We start from the raw sequence: 20,860 nt of genomic DNA on the forward strand, positions 1-20,860 counted from the left end.
GTCGTTCAGTTCACCGGCATCACGAATTCCGGCCCCTTCGAGCCGCTGTCCGGCCAGCGTTGCATGATGCTCTTGTAGCGGGTGTAGAAGCGCACGCCTTCTTCGCCGTAGGCGTGCTGGTCACCGAACAGGCTCTGCTTCCAGCCGCCGAAGGAATGCCAGGCCATCGGTACCGGGATCGGTACGTTGATGCCGACCATGCCTGCTTCGATGCGCTGGCCGAATTCGCGCGCAGCGGCACCGTCGCGGGTGTAGAGCGACACGCCGTTGCCATACTCGTGGCTGTTCACCAGTGCGATCGCATCAGCGAGGTTCGCGGCGCGGACGACGCACAGCACCGGGCCGAAGATTTCCTCCTTCCAGATGCGCATCGCCGGCGTGACGCGATCGAACAGCGTGGCGCCGAGGAAGAAGCCCTGTTCGCGGTCGGCCACCGTGTGACGGCGACCGTCGAGCACCAGCTGCGCACCTTCGGCGATGCCAGCATCGATCAGCGACACGATGCGTTCGCGGTGAGCGGCAGTCACCACCGGGCCCATGTCGGTGCCGTCGGCTTCGCCGTCGCCGATGTTCAGCTTCTGCGCACGCGTGCGCACCGCCTCGACCAGCGCGTCGGCGATGTCGCCGACCGCCACTGCGACCGAAATCGCCATGCAGCGCTCGCCGGCCGAGCCGTAGGCGGCGCCGATCAGCGCGTCGGCCGCCTGATCGATGTCGGCGTCCGGCATCACGACCATGTGGTTCTTGGCGCCGCCCAGCGCCTGCGCACGCTTGCCGTGCTTCGCCGCCGTTTCGTAGATGTGGCGCGCGATCGGCGTCGAGCCGACGAAACTGACCGCGCGCACCTCCGGGTGTTCGAGCAGCGCGTCGACCGCGACGCGGTCGCCCTGCAGCACATTGAACACGCCGTCCGGCAGGCCGGCGTCGCGGAACAGTTCGGCCGTCAGCAGCGACGGCGACGGGTCGCGTTCGGACGGCTTCAGGATGAAGCTGTTGCCGCAGGCCAGCGCGACCGGGGCCATCCACATCGGCACCATGAAGGGAAAGTTGAAGGGCGTGATGCCGGCGACCACTCCGAGCGGCATGCGCTGGCTCCAGTTGGCGATGCCGCCGCCGACGTGGTCGGAATACTGACCTTTGAGCAACTGCGGAATGCCGCAGGCGAATTCGATCACTTCCAGCCCGCGCTGCACTTCGCCCTGTGCGTCCGGGAAGGTCTTGCCGTGTTCGCGCGTGATCAGTCGCGCGATGTCGGCGCTATGTCGCTCGACCAGCTCCTTCATCCGGAACAGCACGCGTGCGCGGCGCTGTGGCGCCAGCGCGCCCCAGGCCGGCTGGGCGGCAGCGGCACTGGCGACTGCGCGGCTCACGTCCGCATCGGACGCCAGCAGCACCTGCCTGGCCACCTGCCCGTGCGCCGGATCGAACACGTCGGCGCTGCGGGTGCTGTCCAGCGCGCTGCGCTGGCCGTCGATCCAGTGGGTGAGGGTGTCGGAGGTGGGCGTGTTCATCGTCTTTCGGAGCCTGCGTTGAAAGACGATATTGTGCGCCCGTGCGCGGCTGCGGTCTGCGTGCAGTGCGTCAGCGCAGCCGTCCCTTGCCGCCGGCGCTCAGTCGAACCAGTCGCGTCGCATCGAGCGTACCGAGCCGTCGCGCGCGTTGATATGCACGTCCCACTCCTTGCCCGCGGTGTCGATCAGTTCGAACTCGTAATCGTAGTCGTCGCTCATGAAGCGGCGTTCGAGGTCGGCTTCGATCACCGTGCCCGGCTTGGCGGCGAGCGCCTTGGCGGTCGCATCTTCCAGCGAGATGAGCTTCATCGCCTCGGCGATGGCGCGCATCTTCGGCAGATCGTCGTCGTCCGCGAAGGCGGGCGGTGCGAGCAGGGCAGCGAGCAGCGTGGTGGCGATCAGGACGTTCTTCATGGCCGTACTCCTTCGGGTGAGGGCGCATCGAGCGCCATGCGTGACGGCAGATGCACGGTGACGCGCAGTCCGCCGAGGACCGGTGACGGTCCGAATTCGAGTGCGCCGCCATAGCTGTCGACCAGGTCGCGCACGATGGACAGGCCGAGGCCGTGGCCCGGTTTTGTCTCGTCCGCGCGAAAGCCGCGCGCGCTGAGCGATTCGAGTTGTTCGGGCGCGCAGCCCGGGCCGTCGTCCTCGATCACCAGCTTGAGGTCGCCGCCACGTTCGACCGACAGCCGCACGCGGCTGCGGCACCAGGCGCAGGCGTTGTCCATCAGGTTGCCAAGCAGCTCCATCAGGTCTTCCGCGTCCATCGCCAGCGTGATGTCGGCAGCGATGTCGAGCGCAATGTCCGGCGAGCGTTCGCCGTGCAGGATGGCCAGCGTGCCCGCCAGCCGCTCGGCTGCGTCGCGCAGGTCGCTGCGACGGGCCGGGTGGGTGCCGCCCATCAGCCGGGCGCGGCGCAGTTCGCGCTCGATGGCGCGACGCATCAGTTCGGTGCTGTCGGTCATGCGCTGCTGCAGTTCGGGGTGGGCCGCCATCGCCGGCGATTCGGCCACCTGCAGCAGTACTGCCAGCCGCGTCTTCAGCGCGTGCGCCAGGTTGCCGAGTGCGTCGCGCGAGCGTTGCGAGCGGCGCAGCAGCATGCCGAGCAGCGTGTTGAACTGATCGACCAGCGGCGCGATCTCGTCCGGCAGCGCGACGTCGAGCCGTTCGCGTTCGCCGCGTTCGAGCGCCTGCATCTGCGCGCGCAGCGTATCGAGCGGCGCCAGCGAACGGCGCACCACCCACTGCTGCACCGCGAGCACGAGCGCGACCACGGCCAGCGTCAGCAGGCCGTACAGCAGGTGCCACTCGCGCAGCCCGGCGCGCAGTGCCGACAGGTCTTCGGCGACCAGTATGCGTACCGACTGGCCGCGCTTTTCGTAGTGCGCCGACAGCAACCACAGCGACTGTCCCTGCGGGCCGGCGGCCTCGCTCTGCGCGATGCGTTCGCTGCCGGCGAACGGCAGGGCCAGCGTGCCGTCCCACAGCGAGCGCGATGAAATGTCGTCACCGCCGTCGATCACGATGCGGAAGTAATGGCCGGAAAAGGGCTGTCGGTATTCGCCGCCGACACGCGCGTCGTCGAGCTTCAGCGGTGCGCCGGCTTCGCCGTCGAGTGCCGCCAGCAGGTTCTCGGCGTCGCGCTCCAGTCGCTGCGCCAGTTGCGCCTTGAGCAGGCGTTCGATGGCGATGCCGGCGAGCAGCCACTGCAGGCCGGCCAGCATTACGAAGCTGATCGCCAGACCGGCGGCAAGACGGGTGCGCAGCGCGTTCTTCACGGCGCCTCCGGCGCGTCGAACACATAGCCCTGACCGCGCCGCGTCTGTATCCAGTCGCGACCGATCTTGCGGCGCAGCCGGGTGATGTGGGCTTCGATCACATTGCTGTCGTGATCGGTGGCGTGGTCGTACAGGTGTTCGTTCAGGCGTTGCTGCGACAGCACCTGGCCGGCGTGCAGCATGAAGCAGCGCAGCAGGCGGAATTCGATGCTGCTCAGTTCTATCGGGGCGCCGCCATCGAGCGCGGCGCTCTGCGTTGCTTCGTCGAGCCGCAGTGCGCCGCGTGCCAGCGGCCCCGGCGCGCGCCGCGCCGCACTGCGCTTCAGCACAGCGGCGATGCGCGCCAGCAGTTCCTCGCTGTGGAAGGGCTTGCAGACGTAGTCGTCGGCGCCAGCGTTGAGCACCTCGACCTTTTCCTGCCAGGTGTCGCGCGCGGTCAGCACGACTACCGGCATCGCGCGCCGCGCGTCGCGCCACTGGCGCAGTACGTCGACGCCGTTGCGCCGCGGCAGACCGAGATCGAGTATCACGAGGTCGTAGTCGATGGCTTCTGCCGACAGCTGCGCGAACACGCCGTCGGTCGCGACGTCGACCGCGTAGCCGGCGCGTTCGAGCAGCGGCTTCAGTCCGGCAACCAGTGTTTCGTCGTCTTCAGCCAGCAACAGGCGCATGTCAGTCGTCCTGCTCCATCTTCAGCAGTGCGCCGGTGCGTGCATCCAGCTTCAGTTCCCACACGCGGCCGGCGTCGTCGAGTATCTCGGCTTCATACACCCAGATGCCCTTCTTCTGTTCGAGTTCGATGTCGATCAGCTTGCCCGGCTTCTCGGCGCGCGCGCGCTCGGCGATCTTCTCCAGCGGCAGGATGTCGCCGCGCTGGCTCAGCGCACGCGCCTGAAGGTGGTCGTCGCCGGCCAGGGAGTCGGGTGCGTGCAGCAGCACGACGCCGGCGGCCGCGGCGATGATCACGGCGGGCAGAAAGACGAAAAGTGCGATGCGTTTCAGGTTCATGACCCCAGTGTAGGGAATGAAGCTGAAATCACGCTGAAAGCGCGCTATTTCTTGCGCAGCATGTGCCGGCTCACCCGTTCGCCAGCGAGGCCGATCATCAGTCGCACCATGCCGTAGGCGATCCAGCGCAGCAGCCGTTCGTGCAGCGGACGGGTCTTCCACTGGCGGTGCCGCAACTCGCGTCCGCCGTGGCGGGCGGCGGCGCGCAGGCTCTGGCGCAGTTCGTTGGCGAAGCCGATGTCGTGCACGACGATGTTCGCCTCGCGCGCCAGCATCAGGCTGAAGGGGTCGATATTGCTGGAGCCGACGGTGGCCCAGTGCTGGTCGATCACTGCCGCCTTGGCGTGCAGGAAGCTGCGCCGGTATTCGAAAATGCGTATGCCCTGCGACAGCAGCGAGCCGTACAGCGCCTGCGAGGCGTAATGAAGCAGCGCGTACTCGACCCGCCCTTGCAGGATGAGCGTCACCTTGACGCCGCGCGCGGCGGCAGCGATCAAGGCCTGACGGAAGCGACGGCCGGGCAGGAAGTAGGCGTTGGCGATCAGCACCTCCTCGAAGGCGCCGTCTATCGCCTGCAGGTAGGCGTTCTCGATGTCGTGTCGGTGGCGCAGGTTGTCGCGCACCAGCAGCGCCGCTCGCACCTTGCCGGTGTGCCGGTTGGCGTAGCGGCTGGTACGCGGCAGGCGCGGCCGGAACTGCAGCGTCGCCCAGGCGACGCGCTCCCACAGCTTCTGGCATTCGAGATGCATGCGCGCCACCAGCGGCCCGCGCACGCGCACCGCGTAGTCGAAGCGCGGCGGCGTGTGGCCGGGCGTATGCATGTCGTCGATGATGTTGATGCCGCCGACGAAACCGGTCTGCGCGTCGACCACCGCCATCTTGCGGTGCATGCGACGCAGACGGTTGCGGCGGAAGCTCATGCGGCCGACTTCCGGGCGGAACATCAGCACATGTACGCCGGCGGCTTCGAGTGCGCTCTGGTGCGTGTCCTCGAAGTCGCGCGCGCCGAAGCCATCGACCAGCACGCGTACGCGCACGCCGCGCCGTGCCGCGCGCGCCAGTGCGGCGGCGATGCGGCGCCCGGTGTCGTCGTCGTCGAAGATATAGGTTTCGAGGAAGATTTCGCTGTGCGCGCGGTCGATCGCCTCTTCCAGCGCCGGAAAGTACTGCATGCCGCACACCAGCAGCATGACCTCGTTGCCGGGCAGCAGGCGGGTCATCGCGGCGGCAGCACCAGACGTGCGGTCAGCGCGGCGTGATCGGACACGCGCGACCAGGGCGGGCCGGAGTGCAGCTTCACCTCGCGCACGTCGACGCCACGCACATAGATGCGGTCCAGCCGCAGCAGTGGAAAGGCGGCCGGAAAGCTGCGCGCCGGGCGACCGTGTATCACGCTGTGCGCCTCGTGCAGACCGAGTGCGCGCGACCATTGCTCTTCGGCCCGGTTGTACCAGTCGTTGAAGTCGCCGGCGACGATGAGGCCGTCCTCCGCCGGAATGGTGCGGCGGATGTGCTCGGCCAGCATCGCGTACTGCTGGCGCCGCCCGCGCGCGGTCAGGCCGAGGTGTACGCACAGCGCGTGCACGCGGTGGGCGCCGTCCGGTTCGATCACGCAATGCAGCAGGCCGCGCTGTTCGAAGCGATGCGCCGACACGTCGACGTTGCCGCTCTGCGAGATCGGGTGGCGCGACAGGATGGCGTTGCCGTGGTGGCCGTGGTCATAGACCGCGTTGCGGCCGTAGGCGGTGGCCGGCCACATCTGGTCGGCGAGGAATTCGTACTGCGGCTCGGTCGGCCAGTCGGCGTGGCGCTCGGCGTGACCGTGGTGCTGACCCTGCACCTCCTGCAGGAACACCAGATCGGCGCCGAATGCGTGCAGGCGTTCGCGCAGTTCGTGGATCACCATGCGGCGATTGAACTGCGAAAACCCCTTGTGGATGTTCCAGGTGCAGATGCGCAGTTCGGTCATGAGGTGAGCGGGTGGCCGCGCACTTCGTCGGCCAGCTTCAACATGTGGCGGCAGAATGCCGGGTCCTCGCCGCGCAGCAGCATCAGCAGTTCGGCATGGAAGGCGTCACGCGCCAGCCACTCGCGCATGTAGTCGTCCCACGAGGCCCAGCGTCGCGCCGCCAGCCCGTCGGGTTCGTCGGTCCAGGCGACCAGATAGGCGCGCTCGAACAGCGAAATGAGCATCTGGTGGATGGTCTGCATGCGCCGGCGCTGCTCCTCGCTGAGCTGCTCGGGGGCGTGGTTCTCGCGCAGCGGCAGGTCGGGGTTGGCGAGCACGATCTTCAGGAAGTCGATGTAGGCGTCCGACAGCATCTGGTACGCCTCTTCGTCCTCGTTGTCGCGCTCGCGCCGCTGCTGATAGATGAAGGTGATGACGGCAAGCGGCAGGCCCAGTGTCGTCACGACATAGCTGGCAAGTTCCCAGGCCTGCATCCAGTCCATGAAGCGGAAGACCTTATGGCGAAGCAGCCAGCATGCGGTCCATCGCCAGCTTGGCGGGCCCGGCTTCGTGCGCCGGCACGCTGATGCGATTCACGACATTGCCCTCGACCAGGTTTTCCAGCGTCCACGCCAGATGCTGCGGGTCGATGCGCTGCATGGTCGAGCACATGCAGACGGTGGGCGCCATGAACTGCACCGTCTTGCCCTCGTGCTTCACCTCGTCGGCGAGGCGGTTCACCAGATTCAGTTCGGTGCCGACCAGCCACTTGGTGCCGGGCGCGCCGGCCTTCACCGTCTTCAGGATGTATTCGGTCGAGCCGACGAAATCCGATTGACGGCACACCTCGAAAGCGCTCTCCGGATGGGAGATGACGATGCCGTCCGGATTCTGGTTGCGCCAGCGCAGGATGTGCGAGGGCTGGAACATCTGGTGCACCGAACAGTGGCCCTTCCACAGCAGGATCTTCGCCTTCGCCACCTGTTCGGCGGTGAGGCCGCCGTTTTCGAGGTCGGGGTCCCACACCAGCATGTCGTCGAGCGGAATGCCCATGTTGTAGCCGGTCCAGCGGCCGAGGTGCTGGTCGGGGAAGAACAGCACCTTCTCGCGCCGCGCCAGCGACCATTCGAGAATGCTGCCGCAATTCGACGACGTGCACACGATGCCGCCGTGCTCGCCGCAGAAGGCCTTCAGGTCGGCCGCCGAGTTGATGTAGGTGACCGGCGTGAAGGTGTTGTCCGGGTCGTCGCCGAGCAGGCCGCGCAGTTCGCGCCAGCAACGCTCGACCTTGGCGAGATTGGCCATGTCGGCCATCGAACAGCCGGCGGCGAGGTCGGGCAGGATGGCGATCTGCTCCGGCTTGGACATGATGTCCGCCACCTCGGCCATGAAATGCACGCCGCAGAACACGATGTATTCGGCATCGGTCTGGCTGGCCAGGCGCGACAGCTTGAGCGAGTCGCCGGTCAGATCGGCGTGGCGATACACGTCCTCGCGCTGGTAGTGGTGACCGAGGATGACCGCGCGCTTGCCCAGCTTTTCGCGCGCGGCGAGGATGCGCGCCTGCGCCTGATCGTCGGCAAGTGCGTTGAAGCGGTCGAAACTGATGGTGGCGACTTGCATGCGGTGTCCTTGAACTGCGTTCAGCCCTGGTGCCAGGGCAGTCCGGCCTTGCGCCAGCCGCCGACCGTATTGCGATGGCCGTTGGCGTCGGCGTCACCCTCGAAGCCTTCGAGGATGTTGTAGGCGTTGCTGTAACCGGCTTCGGCGGCAGCCGCGGCCGCGCCGTGCGAACGTCCGCCGCTGCGGCACAGGAACATGACCAGCGCTTCCGGATCGACCTGGTGCTTCAGCTGGGTCAGGAAATCCGGGTTGCGCTGGCCGTTGGACATATTCCATTCGATCTGCACCGAATCCGGCACCTCGCCGACCCATTGCCATTCGGCCGACGTGCGCACGTCAACGATGCGGGCGCCGGGGGCCAGTTTCAACAGTTCGTGTGCTTCGGCCGGTGTGACCGCGCCGGCATAGGGCAGTTGCAGCTGCTGCGCGCGCTCGCGCGCAAGTCCGAGGATTTGTCCGAGTGTTGCCATGGCGTACGCCCATCTATTGAATGGACAGAAGTATATAGCGCGCCATTCCTGCGGACAGGCGGGCACCGAAGTGGTGCATCGTGTTTGTCGACATCCCTGTGTTGGTGCGTCGCTGCGCCTGTTTTGTGCATGTCACCGGCCGCAAGCCCGCATGTGGCACAATCACAAGGTTGAAATGATCGCGTGGCACGGGTTCTGCTTCAGGCCGCGCAGCAGGAAAAGTCGCAGCCGGGGCGTACCCTCCATCGGGTCGTTCGCCATGGCTGCGCCGGAGCTGTCGTCGGACACCGGCGACGGCTCGTCGTGACCCTTCAAGCCGACTGTTGCATATACATACCTCGTAGGAGAGATTCATGACCACCGCGAAGCAGGTTCTCGACATCATCAAGGAAAAGGAAGTCAAGTTCGTCGACTTCCGTTTCACCGACACCCGTGGCAAGGAACAGCACGTCGGCGTGCCCATCAGCGCGTTCGGCGAAGACAAGTTCACCGAAGGTCACGCGTTTGATGGTTCGTCGATCGCCGGCTGGAAGGGCATCCAGGCTTCCGACATGCTGCTGATGCCGGATCCGGAAACCGCCTTCATCGACCCGTTCTTCGACGAAACCACGCTGGTCATCAGCTGCGACGTGGTCGAACCGTCGGACGGCAAGGGCTACGACCGTGACCCGCGCTCGATCGCCAAGCGCGCCGAGGCCTACCTGAAGTCCTCCGGCCTGGGCGACACCGCCTACTTCGGTCCGGAACCCGAATTCTTCATCTTCGACAGCGTCGAGTGGAACATCGACATGTCGGGCTGCCGCGTGCAGATCTTCTCGGAAGAGGCCGCCTGGTCGTCGGGCGAGAAGTTCGAGAGCGGCAACACCGGTCACCGTCCGGCAGTGAAGGGCGGCTACTTCCCGGTTCCGCCGGTCGATTCGCACAACGACATCCGTGCCGCCATGGTGCTGGCACTGGAAGCCGTCGGCATCCCGGTCGAAGTGCATCACCACGAAGTGGCGACCGCCGGCCAGAACGAGATCGGCACCAAGTTCAACACCCTGGTTCGCCGCGCCGACTGGACGCAGACGCTGAAGTACATCGTGCACAACGTCGCCCACAGCTACGGCAAGACCGCGACCTTCATGCCCAAGCCCATCGTCGGTGACAACGGCTCCGGCATGCACGTTCACCAGTCGATCTGGAAGGACGGCAAGAACCTGTTCGCGGGCAACGGCTACGCCGGTCTGTCCGAGTTCGCGCTGTACTACATCGGCGGCATCATCAAGCACGCCAAGGCGCTGAACGCGATCACCAACCCGGGCACCAACTCGTACAAGCGTCTGGTTCCGCACTACGAAGCACCGGTCAAGCTGGCCTACTCGGCGCGCAACCGTTCGGCTTCGATCCGCATCCCGCACGTCGCTTCGGACAAGGCCCGTCGCATCGAAACCCGCTTCCCGGATCCGCTGGCCAACCCCTACCTGTGCTTCGCCGCACTGATGATGGCGGGTCTGGACGGCGTGCAGAACAAGATCCACCCGGGCGACCCGGCCGACAAGAACCTGTACGACCTGCCGCCGGAAGAAGACAAGCTCATCCCGACCGTCTGCGCCAGCCTGGACGAAGCACTTGCCGCGCTGGAAGCCGACCATGCCTTCCTGACCAAGGGTGGCGTGTTCTCGGAAGACTTCATCGCTGCCTACATCGAACTGAAGATGGGCGAAGTCAACCGCACCCGCATGACGACCCACCCGGTCGAGTTCGAGATGTACTACAGCCTCTGATCCGGTTTTCCGGAACGCGTGTCGGCGCCAGCCGCACGCGTGGCGTTGAAGGTCGGGACGGCATGTGCGTTCCGGCCCGAGAAAAAGGACGGCAACTTGCCGTCCTTTTTCATTGTCACTGCGCGGGCGGGCGTCCTACACTCGCCCGGCAATGACCCGATCCGTTCTGGTGACCCACATGTTCCGAGGTTTCAACCGCATCCTGATTGCCACCGCGGCCGCGCTTGCAGCGTTGCCGGCATCGGCTGACGTCTACAAGTGCGTCGATGCCGATGGTCACGTCACCTATACCAACGACAAGTCGCGTGCGCGCGGCTGCAAGCTGCTGTCCAGCGAAATGCCGGTCAGCTCGGTGCCCGGGCCGGCGGCGACTATGCCCAAGCCGGCCGCGCCGTCGGGCGGATTTCCGAGCGTCAGCGGCGACCAGCAGAAGGCGCGCGACGGCGAACGCCGGCGCATACTCGAAGCCGAGCTCGACACCGAAACGAAGAATCTCGAAGCGGCGCGCAAGGCGCTCACCGAGGGCGAAGCGGTGCGGCTGGGCGATGAGCGCAACTACCAGAAGTATCTCGATCGCATCCAGGGGCTCAAGGACAATGTCGCTCTGCACGAACGCAACGTCGACGCGCTGCGCAAGGAGATTTCCAAACTGCCCTGAGCGTCCTGCGCGCTCCGGCGCATCGGCCCTGGCGCGCTTCTTGCGTGAGCTGGCGCCATGAGCCTGCCTTCGCCCCGTACCCCCACCCGCGTCTGGCCCGACCGCTTCAACGGGCTCGAACTTCTCGCCAGTGCGGTCGCGCTGCTCGACGCGGAACGCAACATCGTCTATCTGAATCCGGCCGCGGAAAACCTGTTCGCGGTCAGTTCGTCAAAGCTGGTCGGCAAGCACTGCGAACGCCTGATCGGCCCCGATCACGGTCTGGACACCGCACTGGACAATGCGCTGGCCAAGGACTGGAGCTATACCGGCCACAACCTCACGGTTCAGCGTCTGCTCGGCGGTCCGCTGCAGCTTGACTGCACGGTGTCGCCGGTGCATGCCGATGCCGCTCGCATCCTGCTCGAGTTCCGTCCCATCGATCAGCAACTGCGCGTTGCGCGCGAGGAACAGCTGCTGCAGCAGCAACAGGCCAACCGCGAACTGATCCGCAACCTCGCGCATGAAATCAAGAACCCGCTGGGCGGCATCCGCGGTGCCGCACAGCTGCTTGAGGGTGAACTGGAACGGCCCGACCAGCGCGAATACACGCAGGTCATCATCAAGGAATCGGACCGCCTGCAGGATCTGATGAACCGGCTGCTGCACTCGCACCGCGCGATGCAGGTCAGTTCGGTCAGCGTGCACGAGGTGCTGGAGCGCGTGCGCCTGTTGATCGGCGCCGAATTCCCGAAGGTGGCGGTGCAGCGCGACTATGACACCAGCCTGCCCGATCTGGTGGCCGACCGCGAACAGCTGATCCAGGTGGTGCTCAACATCGCCCGCAACGCGGCGCAGGCGATGCACGGCGACGGCGTGATCCGGCTGCGCACGCGCGCCTACCGTCAGGCCACGCTGGTGAAGCGGCGGCACAAGCTGGCACTCGAATTGCAAGTGATCGACAACGGTCCCGGCATCCCGGAGGAACTGCTCGATCGCATCTTCTATCCGCTGGTGTCCGGCCGCGATGGCGGCACCGGCCTCGGGCTGACGCTGGCGCAGAGCTTCGTGCACCAGCACCACGGCACCATCGAGGTGCAGAGCCGGCCCGGCCATACAGTTTTCACAATACTTCTGCCCTTCAAACAGGGCACGACGGAGAAACCATGAATCCGGTCTGGATCGTCGACGACGACCGCTCGATACGATGGGTGCTGGAAAAGGCCCTCGCACGCGAGTCCATCCCCTTTGAAGCGTATTCGACCGCGCAGGAGGCGCTCGACGCGCTCGACGCCGGCGGCCAGCCGCAGGTGCTGGTGTCCGACATCCGCATGCCGGGCGAGTCCGGCCTGTCGCTGCTGGAGAAAGTGAAGGCGCGCCACCCCAGCCTGCCGGTCATCATCATGACCGCGTATTCGGATCTCGACAGCGCGGTCGCCGCCTTCCAGGGCGGCGCCTTCGAATACCTGCCCAAACCGTTCGACGTCGACCACGCGATCGAACTCGTGCGGCGAGCAATCGAAGAAAGCATGCACCAGGGTGGGGCGCCGGCGGAAGCCGACATGGCGCCAGAAATCCTCGGCAAGGCGGCGTCGATGCAGGACGTGTTCCGCGCCATCGGCCGGCTCGCCCAAAGTCACGCCACCGTGCTGATCAACGGCGAGTCCGGCACTGGCAAGGAACTGGTGGCGCGCGCGCTGCACCGGCACAGCCCGCGCCGCGAAGCGCCCTTCATCGCGATCAACACCGCCGCCATCCCGCGCGACCTGCTCGAATCGGAACTGTTTGGCCACGAGCGCGGCGCCTTCACCGGCGCCACCGCGACGCGGCGCGGCCGCTTCGAGCAGGCCGACGGCGGCACGCTCTTCCTCGACGAAATCGGCGACATGCCGCCGGAGCTGCAGACCCGCCTGCTGCGCGTGCTGTCCGACGGCCACTTCTACCGCGTCGGCGGCCATTCGCCGATCAAGTCGAATGTGCGCGTCATCGCCGCCACCCACCAGAACCTCGAAGACCGGGTGAAGCAGGGCCTGTTCCGCGAAGATCTGTTCCACCGGCTGAACGTGATCCGGCTGCGCATTCCGCCGCTGCGCGAGCGGCGCGAGGACATCGTGCTGCTGGCCCAGCACTTCATGACGAAGAGCGCGCAGGAACTGGGCGTCGATGCCAAGCGCCTGTCCGAGCCGGCGATGCGTTACCTGCAGGGGCTGGATTTCCCGGGCAATGTGCGCCAGCTGGAAAACCTGTGCCACTGGCTCACCGTGATGGCGCCCGGCCAGACCGTGGACGTGAAGGATCTGCCGGCCGAACTGCGCGCCCAGCCGGCGCGCGAAGTGACCGGCGACTGGGTCGCTTCGCTCGCCGCCGAGGTCGACCGCCTGATCGCGCTGAAGCAGCCGGCGCTGTTCGACCATCTGGTGCAGGAGTTCGAACGCACGCTGATCCGCCGCGCGCTGGCCAGCACCGGCGGTCGCCGCATCGAGTCGGCGCAGCTGTTGGGCATCGGTCGCAACACCATCACGCGCAAGATCCAGGAGCTGAACATCGAAGGCGGACGAGACGCCGACGGCGACAGCGAGTGAGTGCGCAGCCGGGCGTCGGCCCGGCGGCGCGGCTACAATCCGCCGCATGACTGCCGACGACGCCTCCACTCTCGCCGAAGCACTGCGCGACCGCGCACCCTCCGTACCCGCCGACTGGCGCGTCGACGTCTGTGCGCGCACCGGAAGCACCAACAGCGACCTGCTGGAGCGCCGCGACGGCGCGCCCTGCGCACTGTTCGCACTGGCGCAGACCGGTGGCCGCGGTCGCCGCGGCCGCAGCTGGACGGCGCAGCCCGGCGACAGCCTCACCTTCTCACTGCGCGTGCGCTTCGACGGTCGTGCCGACCGGCTGTCCGGTCTCAGCCTGGCGGTCGGCGTCGCGCTGGTCGAGGCGCTGATGGCGCAGGGATTCGATGGGCTGTCACTTAAATGGCCGAACGACCTGATGCGCGCCACCGGGCAGGGCGCCGGCAAGCTGGGCGGCGTGCTGATCGAACTGGCGTCGGCGGCAACACACACCGACGCCGTGATCGGCGTCGGAATCAATCTGGCGCCGCCGCCGTCCGGCCACTATGCGCTGCCACCGGCCGCCCTGTTCGACGGCACACCGCCGCAGCAGGACTGGCTGCGCATTGCCGCCGCCGCACTCGACGCGCTGGCCGCAGCGCTGCCGGTATTCGCCGCGCAGGGTTTCTCGGCCTTCGTCGAACGCTGGAACCGACTCAATCTGCATGCCGGATGCGCGGTCGAGGTCGAAGGTGAAATGCGTGCGCTGGGCGGCCTGTGCGTCGGTGCCGACGCCGACGGCGCGCTGCTGCTCGACTGCGGCGACCGCATTGAGCGCGTGCTGGCGGGCGACGTGTCGCTGCGCGCGCCGGTCCGGAACTGAGTCCATGGTGCTGCTGATCGATGCGGGCAACAGCCGGATCAAATGGGCCTGGCTGCAGGGCAACACCCCGGGTACTGAATCGGGCATCGACGTCGCCGACATCGACGGCGCGCCGCTCGCCTCAGCCTGGCGCAACGCGACGGCCGCGGTCTATACCTGCGTTGCCGGTGACGCGGTCGATGCCGCACTGCGCGCCGCGCTGCCGCCCGGTTGTCTGGCGCATCGCGTGCAGTCACAGGCGACGGCCTGCGGCATTACCAATATGTATGCGACGCCGTCGCGTCTCGGCGCCGACCGCTGGGCGGCACTGATCGGGGCGCGCACGCTGGCGGCCGGCCCGCTGGTGGTGGCGACCGCGGGTACCGCCACCACAGTCGACGTGCTCGACGCCGACGACCGCTTTCTCGGCGGGTACATCCTGCCTGGCCTGCACCTGATGCTCGAATCGCTGGCGCGCAACACGGCCGGTCTGCCGCACGCCCAGGGTGCGCCGGTCGAATGGCCGCGCAATACCGACGATGCCATCCACAACGGCTGCGCCGGCGCGCAGGCGGCGTTGATCGAGCGCGTGCAGGCGCGGCTTGGCGCCGATGCCACCATCCTGCTGTCGGGTGGCGGCGCCGACGCGCTGTCGCCCTATCTGGTCTGTGCGCACCGCCGCGTCGACAATCTGGTGCTGCGCGGGCTGGCCCGCGTCGCGGCGGATGTGATGAAATGACGGATCACTGCCTCATGCTGCGCCCGTCAGTGCACTGATACCGATGCGTCTCGCCTTTCTCCTGCTGCTGTTGATCAATATCGCGCTGTGGCCCTTTGCGTCCGGCATGCTGTCGCTGGGCAATGACGGCGCCGAGCCCTTGCGCCTGACCAGCCAGATCGATCCCGAGCGCATCCGCATCGTGCCGGTCGACGGTGGCGCAGCGGCGCCGGTGGCGGCCAGTGCGCCGGTCGTCGCCAGCGAGCCGGCGGCGACGGACGTCGAAGCGGCGCCGGCCGGTGTCTGTCGCGTGCTGGCCGGATTCACCCGCGAACAGGCCGACCCATTCATCGCGCGGGTGCGCGAGGCCTATCCGACTGTACAACTCGCCGAGAGCGAGCAGCCGGGCAGCCCGTCGTGGTGGGTGCATATCCCTGATCTCGCGACACGCCAGCTGGCCGATCGCAAGCAAGCCGAACTGCGCGCGCTGGGCGTGCGCGAGATGGCGCTGATGCCGGACGCCGACGGTCAGAAGTTCGCCATTTCGCTCGGTCTGTTCAAGACCGAAACGGCGGCGAAGGAGCTGATGTCCAGCCTGAACGGGCTGGGGGTGCGCAGCGCGCGCATCGCGATGCGCGAGGGCAAGGCCGGACGCCTGCGCCTCGAGCTGCGCGGCGGCGACGCCGAACTGACGGCATTGCTGGCGGAGCCGCTGGCGACCGTTGACGGCGTCGAGGCGGCGGACTGCCCATGACTTTCGTGGTCGGTCTGACCGGTGGCATCGGCAGCGGCAAGTCGACGGTGGCCGATCTGTTCGTCGCGCACGGAGCCGCGCTGGTCGATACCGATGCCATCGCGCATGCGCTGACCGCACCGGGCGGTGCGGCGATCGGGCCGCTGCGCGCGGCCTTCGGCGACGACTTCATCGCTGCCGACGGCGCGCTCGACCGCGCCCGCATGCGTGCCCACGTATTCGCCGATCCCTCTGCCCGCAGCCGGCTCGAAGCGCTGCTGCATCCGCTGATCCGCGCCGAATCCCGCCGCCGGGTCGAGGCCAGCGACGCACCTTATGTCGTGCTGGCGGTACCGCTGCTGGTCGAGGCCGGCAACTGGCGCGAACGCTGCGACCGCGTACTGGTCGTCGATTGCCCGGTCGAGCAGCAGCGCGCGCGCGCGATGGCGCGCAGCGGCCTGACGGCCGGGGAGGTGGATCGCATCATCGCCGCCCAGGCGACGCGGGCGCAGCGGCTGGCCGCGGCCGACGACGTGATCGACAACAGCGGTCCGGCAGCAACGCTGCCGGCCCGGGTCGACGCGCTGCATCGCCGCTATCTGGCACTGGCTGCAGCAGAAAAGCCCGCCGGAGCGTTGTGACTGTGCGGCTTTTCGGTCAGAATCATCAGAATTTGCTTGAACTTGTGCCGGACAAGCCCCTGTGATCACTTACGAATATCCTCTGAACGAGCGCATACGCACGCTGTTGCGCCTGGAGGATCTGTTCGAGCGCACGCAGCACTTCATGCGCAGCGACGGGGCGCACGAACACCATGTCGCACTGGTGAGCCTGTTTGAAATTCTCGAAGTCGCGTCACGGGCCGATCTCAAGGTCGATCTGGTGCAGGAGCTCGAACGCCAGCGCCAGACGCTGATGTCCTTCCGCAACAACCCCGACATTTCCGAAGAGGCGCTGTCCGGCGCGCTGTACGAGATCGAGCAGGCCAGCGCGGCGCTGCTCGCGATGGCGGGCAAGATCGGCCAGTACCTGCGCGAGAACGAGTGGCTGATGAGCATCAAGAGCCGCGCCGCGATTCCGGGCGGGTTGTGCGAATTCGATCTGCCTTCATATCACTACTGGCGACACCGCGAGGCGTCGGCGCGCCAGGCCGACCTGGCCGGCTGGCTGAACCCGATGCTGCCCATCCGTGACGGTCTCACCATCGTGCTGCGCCTGCTGCGTGCCAGTGGCCGGCCGGAACGACAGATCGCCGGCAACGGCGCCTTCCAGATGATGATGGGCGGCAAGTCGGCGCAGATGCTGCGCCTGCGCGTGCCGCTGAACGAGCCCTTCACACCCGAGATCAGCGCCAACAAGTACGCGCTGAACATCCGCTTCATCGCGCACGGCGGCCACGCCCGCCCGCGCGTCACCGACACCGACGTCGGCTTCGAACTGACCTTCTGCAATCTGTGAGCACGTCCGCAACACCCCCCGCCGGCCGCATGGTGGTCTGCCCGCGCTGTGGCGAACCCGCGCTGTACGCGCCGTCGAACCCGGCGCGGCCCTTCTGCAGCATGCGCTGCAAGCAGATCGACCTCGGTGCCTGGGCGAACGAGGAATACCGCGTCCCCGACACCACGCCTGAACTGCCACCGGACGACGGCACGGCCTGAAAGGCCGCGTCCGCCGCCGCAGCAAGGTTCTCGTGGGAGCGAGCTTGCTCGCGATTGCGCCCTGAATCGAAGCAGGTAATCTGCAGAAGCCGCATCGCGACCAGAGGTCGCTCCCACGAAAGCTCGCGGGACCTCGACTCAGTGATCTACTCCAGCCTGAACACCACCGGCAGCAGCAGTTCGCGTGCACCGCCGGCGTCGATGCGGCCGATCTGGCGGGCGGCGTTGAGGGCGGCGCGGTCGAGCAGCGGGTGACCGCTTCCAGCCAGCACGGCGGCGTCGATCACGCGGCCCGAGTCGTCGAGCACCAGTCGCAGTTTCACTTCGCCTTCGAGGCCGCGGTCTATCGCTTCCTGCGGATAGAACACGTGCTTGTTCAGCTGCCGTTGCGCGCGTTCGCGCGCCTTGGCGCTGGCGACCGGCGCCGCCCGCGGCGCGGGCACGACGGCTGGCGCTGGCGGCGTCTCGTCGGCGCGCTCGCTGCGCGTGTCCTTCAGCAGCGGTGTGGCCGCTGGCGGCTCCGGCTGCGCTTCGGCCGGACGCGGCGCGAGCAGGCGCGCCTGCAGACGCTCGACCGTCGGCGCCACCGGCGCCTCGGACGCGCGGGGCCAGAACAGCAGAGCGGCGTGCAGCAGTGCGGACAGTGCAAGTGCGAAAGGAAGTTTCAGGCGGGACAAACCGTCGGGCGGGGTCGGTAAACTCCCTCCCATTTTGCCGCAGCCGCGCCCGCGCGACGGCGGCTCTCACAAGGACTCACGATTTGAAAGCGGCCGCACGCGCGCTGATCACCATCAGCGCAGCCTTCCTCATGGCATCGGCTCAGGCCGAACTGCCCGATCCTTCACGCTTCGGACGGGCGATGGAAATGGGCGACATCCGTTCCGCCACCCGCTGGCTGGACGAAGGCCTGCCGCCCGATTTCGAGGCCGACGTCACCGGCAGCGGGCTGATGATCGCGGCGGCCGAGGGCAATATCCGGCTGATGGAACTGTTCGTCGAGCGCGGCGCCAATATCGACTACGTCAGCCGCATCGGCGAACAGGCGATCGCGCTGGCGGCATGGAAAGGTCATCAGAAGGCGGTCGAGTGGCTGATCGAGCGCGGCGCCTCGCTCAATCCGCCGGACAAGACCTGGAGCGCGCTGCACTACGCCGCCTTCGCCGGCAAGACGCGCATCGTCGATCTGTTGCTGCGCAATGGCGCGAAGCTCGACGCGCGTGCGCCGAATCTGGCGACGCCGCTGATGATGGCGGTGCGCGAGGGCAACGAGGGCATCGTGAAGGCGCTGGTCGACGCCGGCGCCAGCACCACCGCGGTGTCCGACCGTGGCGAGAACGCGCTGGCCTGGGCGCTGCGTTACAACCGGCTGAAGATCGCGACGCTGGTGGCACCGCCGGAGAACGTGGCCGAGGCGGTCAGCGCACCGCCGGTGGCGGCACCGCCGCCCCCGCCCCAGGCATCGATCCCGGCGCCGCCCGAAGTGAGCGAACTGCTGAACAAACTGCGTCAGGCCGAGGCCCAGGGCAAGCCGACCGAAGCCTTGCGCCGCCAGTTCATGGCGGCGGTCGAGCGGCACCGCAAGGCGTCGGCGAAACAGACGGTGAAGACGCCGCCGTCGGCGCTGGTCATTTCGGCGAAGCGCGGCAAGGCCGGTGCCGAGCGCGCCGAACTGGTCGCCGGCGCGGCGACGCCGGCGGTGCAGACCCTGGCCGAGGACGCCGGCGCGGTCGACATCCTGCGCGCCATCCAGGCGGCGCAGGCGAAAGGTCAGCCGACTGAAGAGCTGCGCCGCCGTTTCAGGGCCGCGGTGGACAAGCTGAAGCAGTGAGGGCGGTGACCGCCGCGTGATGCGACAGGAACACCTGGCCGCCCAGATGGGCCAGCAGGTCGGTGCGTTCCAGCTTGTCCATCACCGGGCCCTTCACCTCCGACAGGTGCAGCAGCACCCCCATGTCCTTGAGCCGGTGCACCACGCTCTCCAGCATTTCGAGCGCGCTGTCGTCGATGTCATTGACTGCCGAGCACATCAGCACCACGTTGCGCACCGACGGCTGCGCCGCCACCAGCGCCAGGATGCGGTCCTCCACCTGACGTGCGTTCATGAAGTTCAGACCTTCGTCGACGCGCAGGCCGATCAGCGACGGATCGGTATCGACCGCGTGCCGCTCGACGTTGCGGTAGTGCTCGGTACCCAGCACCCGGCCGACCACCGCCATGTGCGGGCGGCTGGCGTGCCACAGGTGATTCAGCAGCGTCAGCACGACGCCGGCGCTGACGCCCGCCTCGACACCGAACAGCAGGGTGACGACCAGCGTCGTGGCGGCGGCCAGGAAGTCGGGCGGCGAGCTGCGCCATGTCCTGCGCAGCGTGTCGGTATCGACCAGGGTCAGGATGGCGACCACGATGGTGGCGGCCAGCGTGGCCTGAGGCAGGTAGTGCAGGGCCGGCGTCAGCGTCAGCGACGCCAGTGCGATGCCGACCGCGGTGAAGGCGCCAGCCGCGGGCGTGGCCGCCCCGGCGTCGAAATTGACCACCGAACGCGATAGCCCGCCGGTCACCGGATAGCCGCCGGTCGCCGCTGCCGCCAGATTGGCCGCCCCGAGGCCGATCAGTTCCTGGTCCGGCTCGATGCGCAGCCGGCGCTTGGCGGCGAAGGTCTGCGCCACCGAAACCGATTCGACGAAACCGATGATGCTGATCAGCAGCGCCGGCAGCGCCAGCTGCGACAGCAGAGCCGGATCGAGCGAAGGCATGGTCAGCGGCGGCAGCCCGGCCGGAATGTCGCCCACCTTGCGCACGCCCGCTTCGTCGAGATTCAGCGCCCACATCAGCAGCGTGCTGCCGAGCACGGCCAGCACCGGCCCGGCCTTGGCGCAGGTGTCGGCGGTGCGCGCGCCGGCGCCGAGCCGCACGAGCAGCGGCTTGAGGCGCGTGCGCGTCCAGTACAGGAAAGCCAGCACGCCGGCGCCGAGCGCCGCCGTCGGAAGATGGGTGGCGGGCAGCCCGGCGAGCAGGGGTGGCAGCAGTTCCGGCAGCGTGTCGCCGTCGGCGCGTATGCCCAGCAGGTGCTTGAGCTGGCTCAGCGTGATCAGCAACGCCGACGCGGTGAGGAAGCCAGACACCACCGGGTGGCTCAGGAAGCTGGCGAGAAAGCCCAGCCGCAGCACGCCCATGGCGATGAGCATGACGCCGGACAGCGCGGCCAGCGTGAGCGCCGCCTGCAGTCGTGCCGCCTCGTCGGCGAAACCCAGCCCGCCGACCGCGGCCGCCGTCATCAGCGACACCACGGCGACCGGGCCGACCGACAGCGCGTGACTGCTGCCGAACAGCGCGTAGGCGAACAGCGGTGCGATGCTCGCGTACAGACCGATGTGCGGCGGCAGGCCGGCCAGCTGGGCGTAGGCCAGACTCTGCGGGATCAGCATCAGCGTCACGATGAGCGACGCCAGCAGGTCGGCGCCGAAGGCCGGGCGGTCGTAGCGCGGTGCCCAGTCGAGCACCGGCAGCCAGCGCGCCAGCCCGCGGGCGCGGCGGGCCGGTGCGTGCGTGGCCTTCCGTGCAGTCTGGCCGTCGGTGTGCGAAGTTCCGGTGTTCAC

General features: G+C 67.7%; 24 protein-coding genes. 11 read left to right on the forward strand and 13 right to left on the reverse strand.

The window, feature by feature from the left end:
• Nucleotides 1-5 precede the first annotated feature (5 nt).
• The 11 genes from METFAM1_RS0119170 to METFAM1_RS21115 form a co-directional block, all read right to left on the reverse strand.
• On the reverse strand, nt 6-1,511 hold the full coding sequence (locus tag METFAM1_RS0119170; protein ID WP_019917167.1) for a CoA-acylating methylmalonate-semialdehyde dehydrogenase: 1,506 nt from the start codon (nt 1,509-1,511) through the stop codon (nt 6-8).
• Nucleotides 1,512-1,610: 99 nt separating this feature from the next.
• Nucleotides 1,611-1,925: a PepSY domain-containing protein gene (locus tag METFAM1_RS0119175; RefSeq protein ID WP_019917168.1), complete on the reverse strand. Its 315-nt coding sequence runs from the start codon at nt 1,923-1,925 to the stop codon at nt 1,611-1,613.
• Complete coding sequence (locus METFAM1_RS0119180; protein ID WP_019917170.1) at nt 1,922-3,292, reverse strand: ATP-binding protein; 1,371 nt, start codon at nt 3,290-3,292, stop codon at nt 1,922-1,924. Before METFAM1_RS0119180 ends, METFAM1_RS0119175 begins: the two co-directional genes overlap by 4 nt.
• Nucleotides 3,289-3,963, reverse strand: a complete 675-nt coding sequence (locus METFAM1_RS0119185; RefSeq protein ID WP_019917171.1) for a response regulator transcription factor — start codon at nt 3,961-3,963, stop codon at nt 3,289-3,291. The genes METFAM1_RS0119180 and METFAM1_RS0119185 overlap by 4 nt, the downstream gene beginning before the upstream one ends.
• 1 nt (nt 3,964) lies before the next feature.
• Entirely contained in the window at nt 3,965-4,300 is a 336-nt protein-coding gene (locus METFAM1_RS0119190) for a PepSY domain-containing protein (RefSeq protein WP_019917173.1), read from the reverse strand.
• A 44-nt stretch (nt 4,301-4,344) separates the two neighbouring features.
• Nucleotides 4,345-5,520: a cardiolipin synthase ClsB gene (gene clsB / locus METFAM1_RS0119195; protein WP_019917175.1), complete on the reverse strand. Its 1,176-nt coding sequence runs from the start codon at nt 5,518-5,520 to the stop codon at nt 4,345-4,347.
• The gene (locus METFAM1_RS0119200; protein WP_019917176.1) at nt 5,517-6,269 is read right to left on the reverse strand and encodes an endonuclease/exonuclease/phosphatase family protein; all 753 of its coding nucleotides are present in this window, start codon (nt 6,267-6,269) and stop codon (nt 5,517-5,519) included. The genes clsB and METFAM1_RS0119200 overlap by 4 nt, the downstream gene beginning before the upstream one ends.
• Nucleotides 6,266-6,751 carry a hypothetical protein gene (locus METFAM1_RS0119205; RefSeq protein WP_019917177.1) on the reverse strand — a complete coding sequence of 162 codons (486 nt, stop codon included), beginning with the start codon at nt 6,749-6,751 and terminating at the stop codon, nt 6,266-6,268. Before METFAM1_RS0119205 ends, METFAM1_RS0119200 begins: the two co-directional genes overlap by 4 nt.
• A 13-nt stretch (nt 6,752-6,764) precedes the next feature.
• Nucleotides 6,765-7,871, reverse strand: coding sequence for a quinolinate synthase NadA (gene nadA, locus METFAM1_RS0119210; protein WP_019917178.1), 1,107 nt, complete (start codon nt 7,869-7,871; stop codon nt 6,765-6,767).
• Between the two features lie 20 nt (nt 7,872-7,891).
• Nucleotides 7,892-8,341 carry a rhodanese-like domain-containing protein gene (locus METFAM1_RS0119215; protein ID WP_019917179.1) on the reverse strand — a complete coding sequence of 150 codons (450 nt, stop codon included), beginning with the start codon at nt 8,339-8,341 and terminating at the stop codon, nt 7,892-7,894.
• Between the two features lie 162 nt (nt 8,342-8,503).
• The gene (locus METFAM1_RS21115) at nt 8,504-8,656 is read right to left on the reverse strand and encodes a hypothetical protein (protein WP_019917180.1); all 153 of its coding nucleotides are present in this window, start codon (nt 8,654-8,656) and stop codon (nt 8,504-8,506) included.
• A 38-nt stretch (nt 8,657-8,694) separates the two neighbouring features.
• On the opposite strand from METFAM1_RS21115, the gene glnA reads away from it, so the two are divergent.
• From glnA to METFAM1_RS0119270, 10 genes are all read left to right on the forward strand, one after another.
• The gene (gene glnA, locus METFAM1_RS0119225) at nt 8,695-10,107 is read left to right on the forward strand and encodes a type I glutamate--ammonia ligase (protein ID WP_019917181.1); all 1,413 of its coding nucleotides are present in this window, start codon (nt 8,695-8,697) and stop codon (nt 10,105-10,107) included.
• Between the two features lie 178 nt (nt 10,108-10,285).
• Nucleotides 10,286-10,765, forward strand: coding sequence for a DUF4124 domain-containing protein (locus METFAM1_RS0119230; protein ID WP_019917182.1), 480 nt, complete (start codon nt 10,286-10,288; stop codon nt 10,763-10,765).
• 57 nt (nt 10,766-10,822) lie between these two features.
• Nucleotides 10,823-11,914, forward strand: a complete 1,092-nt coding sequence (gene glnL / locus METFAM1_RS0119235; protein ID WP_019917184.1) for a nitrogen regulation protein NR(II) — start codon at nt 10,823-10,825, stop codon at nt 11,912-11,914.
• Nucleotides 11,911-13,326: a nitrogen regulation protein NR(I) gene (gene ntrC, locus METFAM1_RS0119240; RefSeq protein ID WP_019917186.1), complete on the forward strand. Its 1,416-nt coding sequence runs from the start codon at nt 11,911-11,913 to the stop codon at nt 13,324-13,326. The genes glnL and ntrC overlap by 4 nt, the downstream gene beginning before the upstream one ends.
• A 46-nt stretch (nt 13,327-13,372) precedes the next feature.
• The gene (locus tag METFAM1_RS0119245) at nt 13,373-14,176 is read left to right on the forward strand and encodes a biotin--[acetyl-CoA-carboxylase] ligase (RefSeq protein WP_019917187.1); all 804 of its coding nucleotides are present in this window, start codon (nt 13,373-13,375) and stop codon (nt 14,174-14,176) included.
• 4 nt (nt 14,177-14,180) lie between these two features.
• Nucleotides 14,181-14,894, forward strand: a complete 714-nt coding sequence (locus METFAM1_RS0119250; RefSeq protein WP_019917188.1) for a type III pantothenate kinase — start codon at nt 14,181-14,183, stop codon at nt 14,892-14,894.
• A gap of 43 nt (nt 14,895-14,937) precedes the next feature.
• The gene (locus METFAM1_RS0119255) at nt 14,938-15,627 is read left to right on the forward strand and encodes an SPOR domain-containing protein (protein ID WP_019917190.1); all 690 of its coding nucleotides are present in this window, start codon (nt 14,938-14,940) and stop codon (nt 15,625-15,627) included.
• A complete protein-coding gene (gene coaE, locus METFAM1_RS0119260) occupies nt 15,624-16,247 on the forward strand; it encodes a dephospho-CoA kinase (protein ID WP_019917191.1) in 624 nt (207 codons plus the stop codon). The genes METFAM1_RS0119255 and coaE overlap by 4 nt, the downstream gene beginning before the upstream one ends.
• Before the next feature lie 61 nt (nt 16,248-16,308).
• Nucleotides 16,309-17,064, forward strand: a complete 756-nt coding sequence (gene zapD, locus METFAM1_RS0119265) for a cell division protein ZapD (protein ID WP_019917192.1) — start codon at nt 16,309-16,311, stop codon at nt 17,062-17,064.
• A gap of 29 nt (nt 17,065-17,093) precedes the next feature.
• Nucleotides 17,094-17,264, forward strand: coding sequence for a DNA gyrase inhibitor YacG (locus tag METFAM1_RS0119270; protein ID WP_019917193.1), 171 nt, complete (start codon nt 17,094-17,096; stop codon nt 17,262-17,264).
• Between the two features lie 146 nt (nt 17,265-17,410).
• On the opposite strand, the gene METFAM1_RS0119275 is transcribed toward METFAM1_RS0119270, so the two are convergent.
• Nucleotides 17,411-17,941, reverse strand: a complete 531-nt coding sequence (locus METFAM1_RS0119275; RefSeq protein WP_019917194.1) for an energy transducer TonB — start codon at nt 17,939-17,941, stop codon at nt 17,411-17,413.
• Between the two features lie 83 nt (nt 17,942-18,024).
• Between METFAM1_RS0119275 and METFAM1_RS0119280 the strand changes: the two genes are divergently transcribed.
• On the forward strand, nt 18,025-19,092 hold the full coding sequence (locus tag METFAM1_RS0119280) for an ankyrin repeat domain-containing protein (RefSeq protein WP_019917195.1): 1,068 nt from the start codon (nt 18,025-18,027) through the stop codon (nt 19,090-19,092).
• Here METFAM1_RS0119280 and METFAM1_RS0119285 read toward each other — a convergent pair.
• Complete coding sequence (locus METFAM1_RS0119285; RefSeq protein ID WP_232419835.1) at nt 19,061-20,860, reverse strand: SulP family inorganic anion transporter; 1,800 nt, start codon at nt 20,858-20,860, stop codon at nt 19,061-19,063. The two genes, METFAM1_RS0119280 and METFAM1_RS0119285, sit on opposite strands and share 32 nt — an antisense overlap.

Origin of the sequence: Methyloversatilis discipulorum (assembly GCF_000527135.1) — a bacterium.
Taxonomy (GTDB): domain Bacteria; phylum Pseudomonadota; class Gammaproteobacteria; order Burkholderiales; family Rhodocyclaceae; genus Methyloversatilis; species Methyloversatilis discipulorum.